14 protein-coding genes are annotated in these 14,937 nt (G+C 54.5%); 2 read left to right on the top strand and 12 right to left on the bottom strand.

Annotation, left to right across the window (positions count from 1 at the left end):
• Window positions 1–9 precede the first annotated feature (9 nt).
• The 11 genes from EUZ85_RS11165 to EUZ85_RS11115 form a co-directional block, all read right to left on the bottom strand.
• Window positions 10–873 (bottom strand): CAP domain-containing protein, encoded by an 864-nt coding sequence (locus EUZ85_RS11165; RefSeq protein WP_127969368.1) that lies wholly within the window; start codon window positions 871–873, stop codon window positions 10–12.
• A 109-nt stretch (window positions 874–982) separates the two neighbouring features.
• Entirely contained in the window at window positions 983–1,690 is a 708-nt protein-coding gene (locus EUZ85_RS11160; RefSeq protein ID WP_164887220.1) for a metallophosphoesterase, read from the bottom strand.
• A gap of 109 nt (window positions 1,691–1,799) precedes the next feature.
• Entirely contained in the window at window positions 1,800–3,761 is a 1,962-nt protein-coding gene (locus tag EUZ85_RS31035; RefSeq protein WP_164887219.1) for a methyl-accepting chemotaxis protein, read from the bottom strand.
• Between the two features lie 273 nt (window positions 3,762–4,034).
• Window positions 4,035–5,813, bottom strand: a complete 1,779-nt coding sequence (locus tag EUZ85_RS11150; RefSeq protein WP_127969365.1) for an alkaline phosphatase — start codon at window positions 5,811–5,813, stop codon at window positions 4,035–4,037.
• A 147-nt stretch (window positions 5,814–5,960) separates the two neighbouring features.
• Window positions 5,961–6,653, bottom strand: a complete 693-nt coding sequence (locus EUZ85_RS11145; protein ID WP_127969364.1) for a DUF6882 domain-containing protein — start codon at window positions 6,651–6,653, stop codon at window positions 5,961–5,963.
• A gap of 25 nt (window positions 6,654–6,678) precedes the next feature.
• On the bottom strand, window positions 6,679–6,984 hold the full coding sequence (locus tag EUZ85_RS11140; RefSeq protein ID WP_127969363.1) for a hypothetical protein: 306 nt from the start codon (window positions 6,982–6,984) through the stop codon (window positions 6,679–6,681).
• A gap of 548 nt (window positions 6,985–7,532) precedes the next feature.
• Window positions 7,533–8,771, bottom strand: a complete 1,239-nt coding sequence (locus EUZ85_RS11135) for a HAMP domain-containing sensor histidine kinase (RefSeq protein ID WP_164887218.1) — start codon at window positions 8,769–8,771, stop codon at window positions 7,533–7,535.
• A gap of 1 nt (window position 8,772) precedes the next feature.
• Entirely contained in the window at window positions 8,773–9,495 is a 723-nt protein-coding gene (locus EUZ85_RS11130) for a response regulator transcription factor (RefSeq protein ID WP_206618045.1), read from the bottom strand.
• An 88-nt stretch (window positions 9,496–9,583) separates the two neighbouring features.
• Window positions 9,584–11,335 (bottom strand): phosphoethanolamine transferase, encoded by a 1,752-nt coding sequence (locus EUZ85_RS11125; RefSeq protein WP_127969361.1) that lies wholly within the window; start codon window positions 11,333–11,335, stop codon window positions 9,584–9,586.
• Window positions 11,336–11,530: 195 nt separating this feature from the next.
• A complete protein-coding gene (locus EUZ85_RS11120) occupies window positions 11,531–11,926 on the bottom strand; it encodes a diacylglycerol kinase (protein WP_127969360.1) in 396 nt (131 codons plus the stop codon).
• 96 nt (window positions 11,927–12,022) lie between these two features.
• Complete coding sequence (locus tag EUZ85_RS11115) at window positions 12,023–12,868, bottom strand: LysR family transcriptional regulator (protein ID WP_127969359.1); 846 nt, start codon at window positions 12,866–12,868, stop codon at window positions 12,023–12,025.
• A 101-nt stretch (window positions 12,869–12,969) separates the two neighbouring features.
• Between EUZ85_RS11115 and EUZ85_RS11110 the strand changes: the two genes are divergently transcribed.
• Both EUZ85_RS11110 and EUZ85_RS11105 read left to right on the top strand, forming a co-directional pair.
• Window positions 12,970–14,160, top strand: coding sequence for a YbfB/YjiJ family MFS transporter (locus EUZ85_RS11110; protein ID WP_127969358.1), 1,191 nt, complete (start codon window positions 12,970–12,972; stop codon window positions 14,158–14,160).
• 40 nt (window positions 14,161–14,200) lie between these two features.
• Entirely contained in the window at window positions 14,201–14,407 is a 207-nt protein-coding gene (locus tag EUZ85_RS11105) for a 4-oxalocrotonate tautomerase family protein (RefSeq protein WP_127969357.1), read from the top strand.
• A 71-nt stretch (window positions 14,408–14,478) separates the two neighbouring features.
• Here the strand turns inward: EUZ85_RS11105 and EUZ85_RS11100 are convergent, their stop codons facing one another.
• Entirely contained in the window at window positions 14,479–14,910 is a 432-nt protein-coding gene (locus tag EUZ85_RS11100) for a hypothetical protein (RefSeq protein WP_127969356.1), read from the bottom strand.
• Window positions 14,911–14,937 lie beyond the last annotated feature (27 nt).

The raw sequence follows: 14,937 nt of genomic DNA, 5'->3' as shown, positions 1-14,937 counted from the left end.
GGCGACTATTTACTGCGGCGCGCCAAAGACGGAAGTCCAGTAGTGCGGATAGTCCGCGGTTGAGGTGCTGATTTTTTCAGCTCCAAGCTCTGTATAACTGCTTCTCATGATGTTGGCGCAATGCCCCGGGCTTTTGAGCCATCCGTCCATAACCTGTTCGACGGAAGAATACCCGGCCGCAATATTCTCGCCGACTGTACGGTATTGATAACCTTGCGCTCTCACTCTGTCGCTGACGCTGGAACCGTCAGATCCGGTATGACTGAAGAAGTTATTGTCCACCATGTCTTTTGTGTGCTTAGTGGCGGCCTTGCCAAGTTTGCAGTTCCAGGTCAAAGCCGGCGCTGCGTCGTAATAAACGCCGCCGCAACTGCGGCCCTGACTGCGCGCTTTATTGTGAGCGGTCAATAGCTCCTTCTGCACATCGGAAGGTCCTTCCCCGCCATCAGAGCACTTCGGATCAGGGTCAGGGTCGCCACCGCTATCCGGCACGTACGTGGCTTTTAGAGAAAGGCCTGAATACTCATTATAGGCGTGCAACATGATGTGGTAGGTTCCCTGCTCCGGCGGCTTGAATGTGCAAGTCTCTTTATTGCCCCATTCATAGGGGCGGCAGTCGAAATCTGATTTATCGGGCTCGCGATTGAAAGCGACATACAGATCCGCGTCGCCTTGACCGCCCCAGATTTCCACAACCAGACTCAATGATTTTTCCGCAACATCAATGGTATAGCGAGCTTCGCCGTCTCTGGCGCCAGACAGCTTATCGAGGGTTTCGCCATTTTTAAGGACATCAGCAAGAACGACCGGCGTTGAGCCGAGGAAGAAGATGAAAATAGTAGCAGTGAATACTAAATACAGTCTGTTTTTCATATGCAAATTCCTTTTTTGCTTATTACGCTCATGCGAGCGGCTGCAGTAGCCGCAAACACAAGTTTAGCTCAAAAAACAAACAGATTTAATGCAGGGCCAACGGCCGCAACTAAACGGGAACCTTACCGCGCGCCGCAACCGCCAAGACTTCCATTGCTGAGAGAAGAGTCAGCTGACCGCTCTTCCAGAGCGTATCAATATAGAGCTGATTACCAGCCAGCAGTATGCCTGTATGAGAATTATGGCCGGATACTACCGCGTCGATATTTTTGATGGGTTCCGCCAGTGCGGGATTCGTCAGCGCTGACGCAAAACGCGTCCGGCTCCATACACACTCGTCGATATCGCCCCGCTGCGCCGATTCCATGCGCATCCAGTCGCTGTTGATCACATCGTTGTGAGTGACGCCGATCAGTCTGTCGCCTTTGCCGGGAACTTCTATCGCCAGGGGACAGGACTCCTGCAGCAGGTGCGCCCATTGGGTTAATTGTTCGGTATCGTGATTATCCAGCCATTCGCCGCCATTGCCGCGCTGCAAGCTGAGATCGTATCGGTCGTTGTACACGAACGCTCCGATCATCATCCATTCATGATTGCCCAGACAAGCGTGAAACCAGGGTTCATGCAACAACTCGATACAACGTTCGTTCTCTTCGCCGCGGTCGATCAGATCGCCGACGCTGATCAGCCGATCTTTATCAAATTTAAAATCTATCGCCTCCAGGGCTTTCATCAGTTCACTGTAGTGACCGTGAATATCTCCCACAAAAAAATCTATACCGGCAGTATTTGGGGGAAGACGTTTAAAAAGTTCCATGCACATCCTTAAGCTGACAACCAGTCCTTATTTTAGGCTTCTGCAGTCAGGGTTTCTAACATTTATGCGATTTTTGGCGTTTTAACGGATGATGACGGCGTTAACGCCGTCATACCTTGAAGCTGGCGATGGCGGTTTCCAGCGTATCCGCCAAGGCTTTCAGTTCGCTCAGATTGTCGGCGGTCTTCTCGACGCTGCCGTGATTCTGCTCGGCCAGTTGCGCGATTTCATCGACATTTTCGCTGAGCAGTTCGTTGGCCTGAGCCTGTTGTTCGAGAGCTGTGGAAATTTCCGTCACAGAGCGGTTGACGCTTTCCGACAAGTCGCTGATGGCGGCGATGGTGTCCACCGTCAAGGTCACGCGCCCCGCGCTGCGGGAGGCTTCCTCCACACCGGAATCCATACGCTTGACGACGGCCAGAGTATCATCTTTGATGCGCTGGATCATATCGGTAATCTCCACTGTCGAGGACGCGGTGCGGGCCGCCAGATTGCGCACTTCGTCCGCCACCACGGCAAATCCGCGTCCCTGCTCTCCCGCCCGGGCGGCTTCGATGGCGGCGTTCAACGCCAGCAGATTGGTCTGCTCGGCGATGCCCTTGATGACATTGACGATGGAGTAAATCTGTTCCGACTGTTGCCCCAGACTCTGTACGGATTTGGCCGAATCCCCCACAAAATCACAGAGTCGGCGAATATCCTCGGACACTTGTTCAACGATATCCTTGCCCTCACTGGAACGCTGATTGGACTCCAGCGACAGCGATCTCGCCTCCCCCGCGCTGGCCACCATTTCATGCAGGCTCGCGGCGACTTCCTGCACCGCTGAACTCATGGTCGCAGTGGCGTGACTCTGGCGGCTGGAGCTGGTGACAATCGCTTCCGTGGTCTGGGTGATTTCCGCGGAGAACGATAAGATCTTACTCGCGCTGTCGCTGACTTTTACGATCAGATCATGCAGCGCTGTCTGCATATTACGGATGCCTGCGAGCAAACTTGTCGTATCGCCATCGCTGACTTTCACTTCCCGAGTCAAATCCCCAGCCGCAATCGCTCGCACGATATCCGCCGCGTATTCCGGTTCGCCGCCTAATTGATTCAAGATCCTCCGCACGGTCACAACACTGAAAGCAATCGCCAACAGTTCAAACAGGATTACTCCCGCCAACAGCCCGAGCTTATGAGTTGAGAAACCATCAATACGCCGTTGCAACATGCTTTTCAGCGCCGGCGAGGCTTGCTGATAAAGCGCCATATTGCCTTCCACCGCACGCTGAGCGGCGGATTTGAAACCGTTTACGTCAACATTCAGGCTGCGACCAGTAATGTTTTTTTCCACGAAGCCAAGAAAACCGCCAATGGACTGGGTGTAGCTATCCACCGCTTTTGCAACGGACTGGGGCATGTCTCCCACTGCGTTATTTTCATAAGCCACTTTGCTGTCGTAATTCACCCCGTCCAGATCTGCTTGCAACAGACCGGATAAGACCACCATACGGGTTTTGTCATCGGCGCTCATTGAACCGCTGTTCATCAGCCCGGTTCCGAACTCCCGCATCTGCGCCAATAAATCCAGACTGTTGGGCAGTTTCAGCAGTAACGCATCCATCACGTAATAAGTATCCAGATCCGGGTCGAGAATCAGGTTGGAGGTATCTCCCGCCTTGGCGATCAGCTCCCGCGTGGCGGCGATCAGTGCGTCCGCCTCCCCGACGCCAGACTTAGCCCGCGCCTGCCCCCAGGCCTTTTGCAGATTCGCATATTGCTCCGCCGTTTTAAGCGCGGCGCCGGAGCGTTGCTGCTCTTTTTCGAGGACGGACATGGCACTCTCGATGCGCGAAACGATCGGCGTCACGCTGCCGCCAGCGGCGACCGCGATCTTATATTCGCCCGCTTGATCCAACAGGTTTTGTAAAGGGTTAAGATATTCAACGCCGAGGATTTCCTGCGCGCCGAAATTGATGCGGATGTCCATTTCATCGGACAGTAGATAGGTTACCCAAATCAGGGGAAGCAGCAGCGCAACGCCAGTTGCGGCCAGCTTCGTACGGAGCTTCATGTTGGCGAACATAAACATCTCCCGACATAGAGGTCTGGCGTTATTAGGTTTGGTTAAAGACCATTCACACCTCCATGGCTTGATAGTCACCTATGTTTAAATTTTAGCAGTTAGATGCAAAAAGCCCGTTTTCCATGAAGAAAACGGGCTAAAAATATGCAAAAGAACGTAAATTTGTCTGCGCCTGCGCGGCGGCAAGACGCGGGATACAGGGCCTGACATGTGCAGGCCCTGTCGTTGCAGATAAATAGAAGGAAGCTATTTGTCTGCCTGTTGTCTGCCTGATTAAGAGTAGCCTTGCACCGACTTTTGCGTCATCCAGGGCCAGGCTTCATATTTACGGTAACGCGCCAGCGCTTTGCGTTCCTGCTCGCCGCTATTGAGGTTTTTGTCGACCTTGTATGCAATCCATTCACAATAGCCATCGGTGTATTCAATCGTCGAATAACCGTGATCTTTACTGTTGAACATGCGGATATGGGGGTTGGTCAGGCGCACCGCGCCCTCGCTGGTAGCACTTAGCAGAAAGTCTCTGACCTCGTCGTCCGGCGCCTGCGCCAGCAGCACGTCAAACAGACCCGCAGACGTCAGCGAAGGCGTCATGAATTCAACGCCAACCTGATTGGAGAAGTTAAACGGATTCAGATCCGCATAGTTCTTCTTCACCTGAGAAGCCATATACGTGTGCAAATCCCCAGTCACCACTACGAGATTTTCGATTGAGTTGGACTGCACTTCGTTCATCAGCCATATCCGCTCAGCGTCATAGCCGTCCCAGGCGTCGACATTGAATGGCAGCTTGGCTTTTTCCCCCAGGTCGATGCCCAAACGTCCCATGTAGGTTTGGTTGCCCAGCATATTCCAGCGCGCCGTCGACGCCGCCATGGTGTTGATCAACCATTCCCGCTGGGTTTCACCCATCATGCTCTGCTCGGGATTATTGAGATTGCCACAGCCGAAAGGAACGTAACGGCCCAGAAACGCGTCTTCGCCGCATGGATGAGGCGTTCGGTACGTGCGCGTGTCCAGCATATTCAGATTCACCAGATCGCCAAAGCGGAACTGCCGATAGATGCGCGAATACAGATGAGGATGGGTGCGCCCCTCGTCAATATCGATACGCGCGGGAATATATTCCGCCCAGGCCCGCTGTGAGTCGAGTTTGAGCTGGCGCTTCAAATCGGCGTCATTGCTGAATTGCGGGTCAGTAGTGTATGGGTGATCCGGGCATCCCAGCGTGTCCTGCTCATAATCCCAATAGCAATCGTTACAGGTTTCGTGATCGTCTGTAGTGATAATCCAGGTATGGTTCTCCATCGCTTTTTGCAGAAAAGGGTCACTGCGATAGGTGCGGTGTAAAAAGCGATAGTCCTCCAGGTTCATCGCCACGGGAAAACCGCTGGGCAATTCTATTCTACGGTCCTCGAAAGGCAGATCCTGATAGCGGGGGTCGCCGACGCTTTCGTATATAAAATCCCCCAGGTGAGCCACGTAATCGATGCTATTGTCGTCTGCGACGTGGTTCAAAGCGCTATAGTAGCCGTTGGTGTAATCCTGGCAGGTCAACAACGCGAATTTGACGCTGTCCACGGACTGCCCAACGGCTGCGGCCGTGCGACAGCGCCCCGTACGACTGAATACGCCGCGGTACTGAAAGCGGTAGTAGTAATAGCTGTCCGCATTCAACTGGCCGTCCAGATCCAGCCTCACAGTATGATCCCGGTCCGCGCCAAACTGCTCGCCTCGCACTTTGCCTTCCAACGCCAGCAGAGTGAATCCAGGATCAACCGCTACCTGGAACGTCAGGCTTTCGCTGGGGTCATATTGCTCGGAGCGGATGTGAGTCCACAGCATAACGCCGCTGGCGGTGGGATCGCCGGAGGCGACGGACAGATCAAATACTGCGGAGGGGTTGGTTCGGTTGAGCGGTAGTGGAGCTTTATCCGGATAAGCGGCGCGGCTCAGGCCGGCTAGCGCTTTATCCGCACTGAATGTAAGCAAGAACGGCGTGGCGGTCCCTGCCGCCATGAGTGACAGAAATTGTCGTCTGTTATAGTCAGGCACTCTGGGTTCCTCTTCTTCGGTTTTAGTTTAGTGGTGAAGCCGCCAAAGCGAGACAATGCTAATGAAACACTGTTAAAGCTTCGTGAAGACTTCATTACCCGAAGAAGAGGATAGTTGGCTCCTGAGCGGCCGCCTGACGCCAGGTGATTAATGGCTGGGGGTAATCTGGCGCACGCCGCCCCGTTCGTCAAAGGTTAGCGTGAGTTCGCCGTCAGCCCGGGAGCCGTAGCAGAAAGAGCCTTCCTCACGCAGTTTAAACCCTTCCTGACGCAGATACTCCAGGACAGGCGTTTTCTGGCGAGCGGATAGACGCCGCAACGCCGTTTGCAGCACCCGACAGACAGCATGCAACCCCAGTTTGGGCAGGTCGTCGGAGTGCTCCACCAGGACGCAGCCGTGCAGCGTTTCCGTGAACTCCCATACGTCGAAGACGTAATCATGATTCAATACGCCCGCCGCGATGGACGACACCACCACGGGCTCCACGGGTTCACAGACGCCTTTGATAACGCCCCAGCTTTCAATTTTAGCGGCCTCCGCCCAGGCCACCAATTGCAGGCTGGCCTGTATCACCGTTTCCGGCAGCGGATTTGGACTCGCCCAGGCCCAGCAAAACGAGCGGCTTCCTGTCGCATAGGTGCCGATAAGCTGAATGCGCCGCCGCGTATCGCCGTAGCGAGCGACGCCTTCGTAGAGGTTGTACTCCACCGGCGATTCACAAGGGTAAGCAGTTTGCAGTCGTTGGTAACGGCTGATCTGAGGCAGCAGGTATAATTCCTTCAGCGAGTCCATAGTGACCTTCGCTGTCGCGTCCATTCTGAAATAGTCCATTTTTTCCATTTTTATTTATCCTGGCTTTTATAACTCATACGCTTTTCCCTGGCGTTGAGATCAAACGGTCCACATGCTCCAGCCACTCATCAATGTCATCGTCTTGCGCTGGCGCAGACGCGCTGGTTGACTTGAGGTTGGCGAGAATCATGGTTCTAAATAAACGGCTGGGAAGATAATGCTCTTGTTGACGCGCTTGCGCTGGCTCTAAAGCATCGGCGTCAGAGGAATTGTCCGTCGCATCAGACGGAGGGATATCGCGTGAATAACACGAAGACAACGGATGAGATATATCGGACGCCATAACGCCCGGCGCGTACTCGCGTCGTTTACCATTCATTTTTAGCAACTTTCCTTGTAAAAACAATTCCAAATATGGAATTTAGCCCCTTACGCCAACATTTGGCGCCAGTTTGCTAGGGTATGCCAAGTGGATGGATTTAGCCAGTCCTGACACCCTTACAAGCTCTTAACATAGTGTGAATCAGAATCCCGTTTTTTAAAGTTTCGCTTATCGTCCAGCCAATGCCACGACAGACCGAAAGTATCCACATGGTGGCCTAAACAGTGGCGCAGGGATCTAGGAATAAACCTGACAGGCGCACTGGAGAATATGCGCACGGCGCAAGGCGTGCTTGAAGGCAAGTACTTCGTGCTTTTCGCTGACTATTAACATGGCAATGATATTGGCATGTTAATAATCAGGCGCATGGACGCGCCTGCGCGGCGACAAGCCGCGGGAGACAGGGCCTGACCTGTGCAGGCCCTGTCGTTGCAGACAAATAGAAGGAAGCTATTTGTCTGCCTGATTAATAACATAAAAAGCCAAGCTCTGTGGCCGGGCTGAACTCATCTATTACTGATTAAAGTTGAAGGTAATGCCGGTTATCACGAACTCACTGCATTAAACCAGACCTTGACACGGGAGCCGGATTCATCCGTGGTCAATTCATACCGCCATCCCATGTGCTCACATACCAGGGTGACGATAAACAGCCCCAAACCGCTGGAGCTGGGCGCCTCCGGTGAGAAGCCATTAATCTTGCCGGCGCCTTCATCACGAATTTCCAAGTGCTTCACGTACTCCGTCACGTAGACTTGGCCCTGGGTATGGTTCAGCGCATTGATGATGAGGTTGTTGATGAGAATTTTCGCCAGGACGGGATCACCCAGCGCAACCGGTTGCTGCGCCGATAAGGAAAGTTCGAGTCTGCCCTCGTTTTCAGTCGCGGACAGGCCGTGCTCCTGCGCCAGTTCTTGCAGAATATCGCCCACCGGAAAACTGACCGGTACGTAGGGTTCTTTTGTGCGTCGCACCAGCTTGAGAAGCGCCTGCACGTTGGCGGACATTTCCTGGGCGGAGGCGCTGATGCGTCCCAGGGTTTTCTTGTCTTCCGCAGAAAGTTTATTCCGGTGCTCAATCACTTCGACCGCGCCCAGAATCACTGCGATAGGGGTGCGTAATTCATGACTGGCGAGACTGACCAGCGAGCGTTCACGCTTGACCAGCTCATCTATCTGATCCAGGAACTTATTGATCGCCCGGGAAATTTGGGTCAGTTCCGAGTCGGGATAATCAAGAGGTAAACGGAAGCCCCCCGTCGGCGCGGCGGCGTCGATATCGCCAGTGAGCCCCTGCAATGGACGGGAGATTTTACGGCTGGCCAGACGCGCGGTAAAAAAGCTCAGCGCGCAAACTAATAACGCCAGCCCCAAAATAACGACCGTGGACTGCGTCTCACGCTGTTCAAACAGCGCCAGATCTTTGGCCAGGTAATACACGCCTCCCGGCACTTCATTGACGAGGATTTCATAATCCTTGCCATCAACGTCCACTTCACCGTTGTACGGCGCCGTCAGTCCACGAAAAACTGCGGGAAGCTTTTCTTCAGGCGGCGCCTCGCCCGGCCAATAGAACATGGTCAGCGTGGCGGTTTGATTGAACTGGGGTTCATCAGGATCATAGCGGCTTTGGAAGTGCTCCAGCTCCGCCTGCTGGTCCATCTCCAAAACGGTCGCCTCCAGCGCCTCCAGACCTCCCCAGGCGACAACAATCACCAGCAACAGGCTCAGCACGTTGCTCCAGAAAAATATGGTGAAAACGCGTCGGGAGATGGAGGTCGCCATGCTAAGCCAGTTCCGGCTCCAGGCGATATCCGCGGCCATGTAGAGTGCGAATCATCGAACGGTTTAATGTGGTCTTGAGCGTTTTGCGTAAAACATAAACATGCGTACGAATGGTGTGCGGGTCGCCATCGGCATTCCCCCACAGTCGCTGACTGAGTGTTTCATAGGCGACAAAGTTGGGATAAGCCTGAATCAGCGCTTCAAAGATGGTGGCGCTGTATCCGCTCAAGGCCAGACGCTCGCCCTGCCCCGTCATGACCGTCAATGATCCTGGCGAATAGCGGATGTCCCCGGCGCTCAAATCGTCGTCGGCCAGTTGGCGGCGACGGCACAGGGCCTGAATTCTGAGCTCCAGCTCGCGCATGTTGAAAGGTTTCACCAGATAGTCATCAGCGCCGCTGTTGAACCCTTCGGTTTTATCTTCAATAGAGTCTCTGGCGGTGACCAGAATAATGGGCGTTTTCTTGCCCAGATCCGTTCTGATGCGTCGGCATAAAGTGAAGCCGTTGACTCCGGGCAGCATGACATCCAGCACAATAACATCGTAGTGTTGAGTCGCCAGCAGATGCAGGGCCGTCAGGCCGTCGGCGGCGAAATCCAGGCTGTAGCGCTCTTCTCCCAAAAACTCAAACAGGTTCTCCGCCAGACTGCGATGGTCCTCAACGATGAGCACCCGAAGTTTGTCGGTAATCGTACGATCCGCCATTTTCCAATCACTCAACACGTATAATTCGCCTTCGATTTCCTTACAGACCCGCTCAATTACCGCTTATCGCAGCCCACGCCACCCCACGCAGGCCCTCAGAATACTCTCAACCTGGAGACGCCGCCATAGCGCCCGGCTCTTCCCGTGGCCCTCCCGAAGGAGAGGCCACTTCCAGACCGGTTCCGGTACAGGGCCTGAAGAGGTCCTGCTTCGGCTCGTAAACCTGGGTCCGCACGCCCATTAACCCAAGCATAGAGTCAAACAAATTATCCTGGGTAAAATTTTGGGAGGCTTCCGCCTGCAGACACTCAGAACTGATATTAAAGCGCTGCTCAAAACGCTCGGACATCCACACCATAAAAGGCACATGGGTTTGTTCGTCCGGTGCGATCATGTAAGGAAGTCCGTGCAGATAAATATTGTTTTCCCCTAAGGATTCGCCATGGTCGGAGACATAGACCATAGAGGCGTCCGCCGCCCCGTCTACGGATTTGAGCAACCCGATTACCTGCGACAGGAAATAATCCGTGTATAGAATCGTATTGTCGTAGGCGTTAGTAATCTCTTCTTGCGAGCATTTCTGCAGCTGCACGTAGTGACAAGTCGGTTGATACTGCTGAAACGACTTGGGCGCGCGCAGATAATAAGCAGGCCCATGGCTGCCCTTCTGATGGAGCACAATCAGCATATCGCCTTTGGCGGCTTCAATTTTCTGCCGTAACCGGTCCAGCAACACCATGTCGTAGCATTCATCCAGACGACAAACACCCGCCAGTTGTTCAGAATTCAAGTTTTCAAATTCCACGCGATCGCAAACTCCTTTGCAGCCGGAGTTATTGTCTCGCCACAGCACTTCCACGCCGGCATGCTTAAACACATCCAACAGATTTTCCGTGTAACGCTCCATGCCGCCGTCAAAGTCCGAGCGCCCTGCGCGGGAGAACATACAGGGCACGGATACAGCCGTCGCCGTGCCGCAGGAATGAAAGTTATCGAAACTCACCACTTTCTCTTTGCTCAAGTTGGGATTCGTCTCGCGTCCGTAGCCGTTCAATGAAAAATTCCGGGAGCGAGCGGTTTCGCCCACCACCAATACCGTCACCACCTTGCGCCGGGAGTCGCTGGACACCTTTCTCAATTCAATGCGAGCGGCGTCCTCCCCCAAAGTAGTAAAGGCGACCTCCGTTTTCGGAGTCAGTTTGCGGATATAAGAAGACGTCGAGTAAATGTAGTTAACCGGCACGATCAGGTCGCGGATGTAGCGGTTGTTTCTGAACAGAGAGGCGTAGCTTTGATAAAAGGCGGCCGCGATTGCGCCGATCACCACTACGGCGAGTAACGCCGCCAACAGCTTATTCAACAACTCTCCCGGCAACCGCTTGTAGTGAATAGGCGTCCACGCCACCAGCGCCGCCGGGACCACACCCAAAGCAATAACATAGACAAATAGCCAAGGGTCCATCAGCTCCATAGACTCCCGATAATCCGTCTCCATCATATTTTGAATCATGGTCTTGTCGATCATCACCCCATAGGCGTTCATGAAGTATGCGGCGAGTGACGCCGTCACCAGAATGAACATCAACGTGGGCTTGAACAGATACTTGAAGGCGAACAGGGACAGGAAAAGATTAAAAATGACCAGCAGGAATAAAACCACACTGACCATAAACATCAAACCGCCAGCGCCTTCGTCGCCCCGTAGCTGAAAGACCGTGGTGAAAAACCTGGTATTGAAGGCGCAAAGCAGATACACGGACACCGCCAACGACATGAGCCACGTCGAAATACCCGCTCCCAACAGTTTGTTAAGTTTGGCCCGAATCAACTCCCCCTCCTGCAAATAACGCACGCTCATCAGAGCTATCTGCAGAGTTTAAAAAACCACGAGCCAAGCAAATCTCAAGAAAACATCAAGGAAATATCAAAGCGAATAAAGGACGCCTGACAAGGGGAGTGAAATAGAGAAGACAGAGGAAAAAGCGAAGAATGCGGACTGCGGGAGACTATAACGAGACGGCCGCATGAACATAACGCCCATGCGGCGAGAGACTTAAATCAGAATGCCAATCCAGGTGAACATAGCCAGACTCAAGGCCACCAGCACCGCTGCGGACCCCATGTCTTTGGCGCGTCCGCTTAACTCATGACGCTCGGCGCCAATGCGGTCGACCACAGCTTCAATGGCGGAGTTGATCAACTCCACGATCAGCACCAGCAAAACACTGCCGATCATCAATATTTTCTCCACCATCGTGACGGACAAAAACAGCGCCAGAGGAACCAGGATCAATGCGCCGACCATTTCCTGACGGATAGCGGACTCATTTCTCCATGCGGCGCGCAGCCCGTTTATTGAATAGCCCGTCGCCAGAATAATGCGTTTTACGCCAGTGGCGCCTTTGGGCTGAATTGAAGAAGAGGAAAGATTTTCGGACGAATCGGTCATGGGACTGACGGCTCCTGACTGCTGAATACTCACTACTGTAATGCGATGACAGTATAGTCACAAAGCCGTCCGGGGAGTAGTTCAGGCGTTACTTTGTCAGGACCGGCCGGCGACGGCGTCCCGCAAAGTCTGCATGCCTCCCCGCAAAGGGATGTCCCGATAACGGATCATCAACGTAGGCGTGTGGGCGATGTGCTCCGGCAATTCGGATATCGCCAGCTCTTTCGCATAGGGAGATTGCTCCACCACCCTCCGCGGCATCAGCGTGCAGCCCAGCCCCACCGCCACGCAACCCAGAATGCCTTCCAGCGTCCCCAGCTCCATGACTGACGCAATCTGATGACCACACTCTCGCTGCCAGGCCAGCGCACGAGCGCGATAGACGCAGCCTTCGCGAAACAAAATCAAAGGCTCCTGCAGATCGCTCTCGCCTTTCGCCGTCACCAGAACCAGTTCTTCCGCCAACACAGGCTCCGCGATCAGCATGGGATGATCCAAGGGACCGCCAATAAAGGCGCAGTCCAATTTATGGCTCAACACACGCTCAATGAGATCCGCGGAGGTGGCCGTCTGCACCTGCAGTTCCAGCCCGGGATGTCGGGAACGCACTTTTTTCAACGCAGCGGGAAGCCTGACTGCGGCGAAGGTCTCCATGGTCCCAATGCGCAGCTCGCCAGCAGCTTCGCCCGCAGAGCGCACGGCAGCGGCGGTCTGCTGAGCCATTTGCAGTATCTCTTGCGCGTGTTTTTGCAGCACTCGTCCAGCGGGGGCCAGCTCCAGTCCACGCCCTTTGCGAAAGAACAGCTGCACCTCCAGTTCCTGCTCCAGACGGCGAATGCGCGTCGTGACATTGGATTGCACCGTATTGAGCCGACTCGCTGCAGCGAGAATGCCGCCTTCCTCCACCACGGCGAGAAAGGTGCGCAACGCGACTAACTCCATAACCATTCTCCATTAGAGAATATTTTCTTCTCTATTATTCGATTGTATTGATAGGTCGCATTATTTATCTTCTCTCCCAGAGATACAACGGGAAGTGAACCATGAGCGCACAACTACAACGCTTGCAAGTGCTGACGGCGGGCATACTCAGTCTGATGCTGATGTTAGGCGTGGCGCGCTTCGCCTACACACCGCTACTGCCCATCATGCAACAGCAGGCGGGACTATCGGCTTTCGCAGGGGGCTGGCTGGCCAGCGTAAATTATCTGGGATATCTGTGCGGCGCCTTGATCGCCGCCTCTATCAGCAGCCTGACGCTGAAAGACAAGTTATACCGCTCAGGTTTACTGATCGCCCTTATCAGCACCGCCGGCATGGCGTTGTGCGATAACCTGTGGGTGTGGGGGTTCATGCGCTTCATCGCGGGTTTGAGTAGCGCCGCAGGCTTGTTAATCGGTTCCGGCCTGATCATGCACTGGCTTATCCGCAACGGTCATCGCAGCGAGCTGGGCATCCATTTCAGCGGCGTCGGTCTGGGCATCCTATGTTGTTCTCTCGCCGTGGACCTTATGACTCCCCACTTCGATTGGCGCGAGCAATGGGTGGCGCTGACGCTATGCGGGTTGCTGTTCGCCATCCCCGCCTGGCTATGGTTGCCCTCGCCCACCGCCGCCAGCCGTTCTCAACATGAGGACGCAATGCACGACCGACCGCCCTCACGCCTTTATATGGGCATTTTCATGGCCGCCTATTTTTGCGCTGGCGTGGGGTATGTGGTCAGCGCTACTTTTTTAGTGGCCATTGTCGATCAGCAACCGGCCTTACAAGGGCAAGGCGCTTTCGTTTTTCTTCTCGTGGGCGCCGCGGCGGCGCCTGCCTGTATTCTTTGGGACCTACTGGCGCGACGTATTGGCGACATCAACGCCTTGATCATCGCCGCCGCCTTACATGCTCTGAGCATACTGGCGCCAACACAGGGCGGCCTCGCCATGGCGCTGCTTGGCGGCGCGCTTTTCGGGGCCACGTTTATGGGAATCGTCAGTTTAGTGCTGACGATGGCGGGACGTTTCTACCCGTCACGCCCCGCCAAAATGATGGGCAAAATGACCCTGACCTACGGCGTCGCACAGATTCTGTCACCCGCCCTTACCGGAAAATTAGCGGCGGCTGGAGGCGGCTATGTAGATGGCCTTTATCTGGCTGCAGCCATTATGGCGCTGGGAGTATTGCTGCTTATCGCTCTGAAAAGCGTAGAGCAAAACGAACGCCGTCAGGCCCTGTCATACACCTGACTGATTGTAGTCGCGAATCAACCCGAACAAGAGAGCCACCATGCCCTACGTTAATATCAAAATCACCCGCGAAGGCGCCACCGCAGAGCAAAAAGCAGCGTTGATCGAAGGGGTTACCCGTCTTTTGCAGGAAACGCTGAACAAGAATCCCGCCACCACGTTCGTGATCATTGAAGAAGTGGAGACAGACAACTGGGGAGTCGGCGGCGAGTCAGTGACTGTGCGCCGCAAACGCGAGGCGGGCTGACTGCGGACAAATGCGTTCAAGCAAGCCCACGCCCGCCTGAACACATTGGCGCCCAGCGTATTCAGCCTACCCTATTGCAACATCCATAAGACTGGAGCCGCAAAAACGGCGAGGGTTAGCAGCACTGTGACGCCCACGCCGGCCGCCGCCCAATTGGACGCCAGCTCGCCGCCGTTTTCGCGGTGTCCTCTGATGGCTTTGCCCTGGAACAGATTCGCCAACTGCAGCATCACCATGATCTGCGGGGCGAAGTACACCAGCTTGGGCACATGCCACTCCGCCGGAACCAGCAGAGCGGCGATAATAACGCCTATTGTCGCCGCCAACGAACCTGCGATCGCCTTGCGGGCATGGGACTCCTTACCCAGCTTGCGAAAGTTCTTCGCCAACAGAATGCCGCCAGCCAACGCCGACCCCAAAAAGGTCGCAATGCCGATACCGGAAACTTTATAAAGCTTGTGTTCAACGAAAGAAGAGACGGGTGTTTTTTGTGGGTTTTCCATTGAAAGATCTCCTTCACCGCCCGACTT

The organism is Hahella sp. KA22 (assembly GCF_004135205.1).
Classification (GTDB): Bacteria; Pseudomonadota; Gammaproteobacteria; order Pseudomonadales; family Oleiphilaceae; genus Hahella.
The sequence above is the reverse complement of the archived record's forward strand: the minus strand, read 5'-3'. Positions and strand labels throughout refer to the sequence as shown.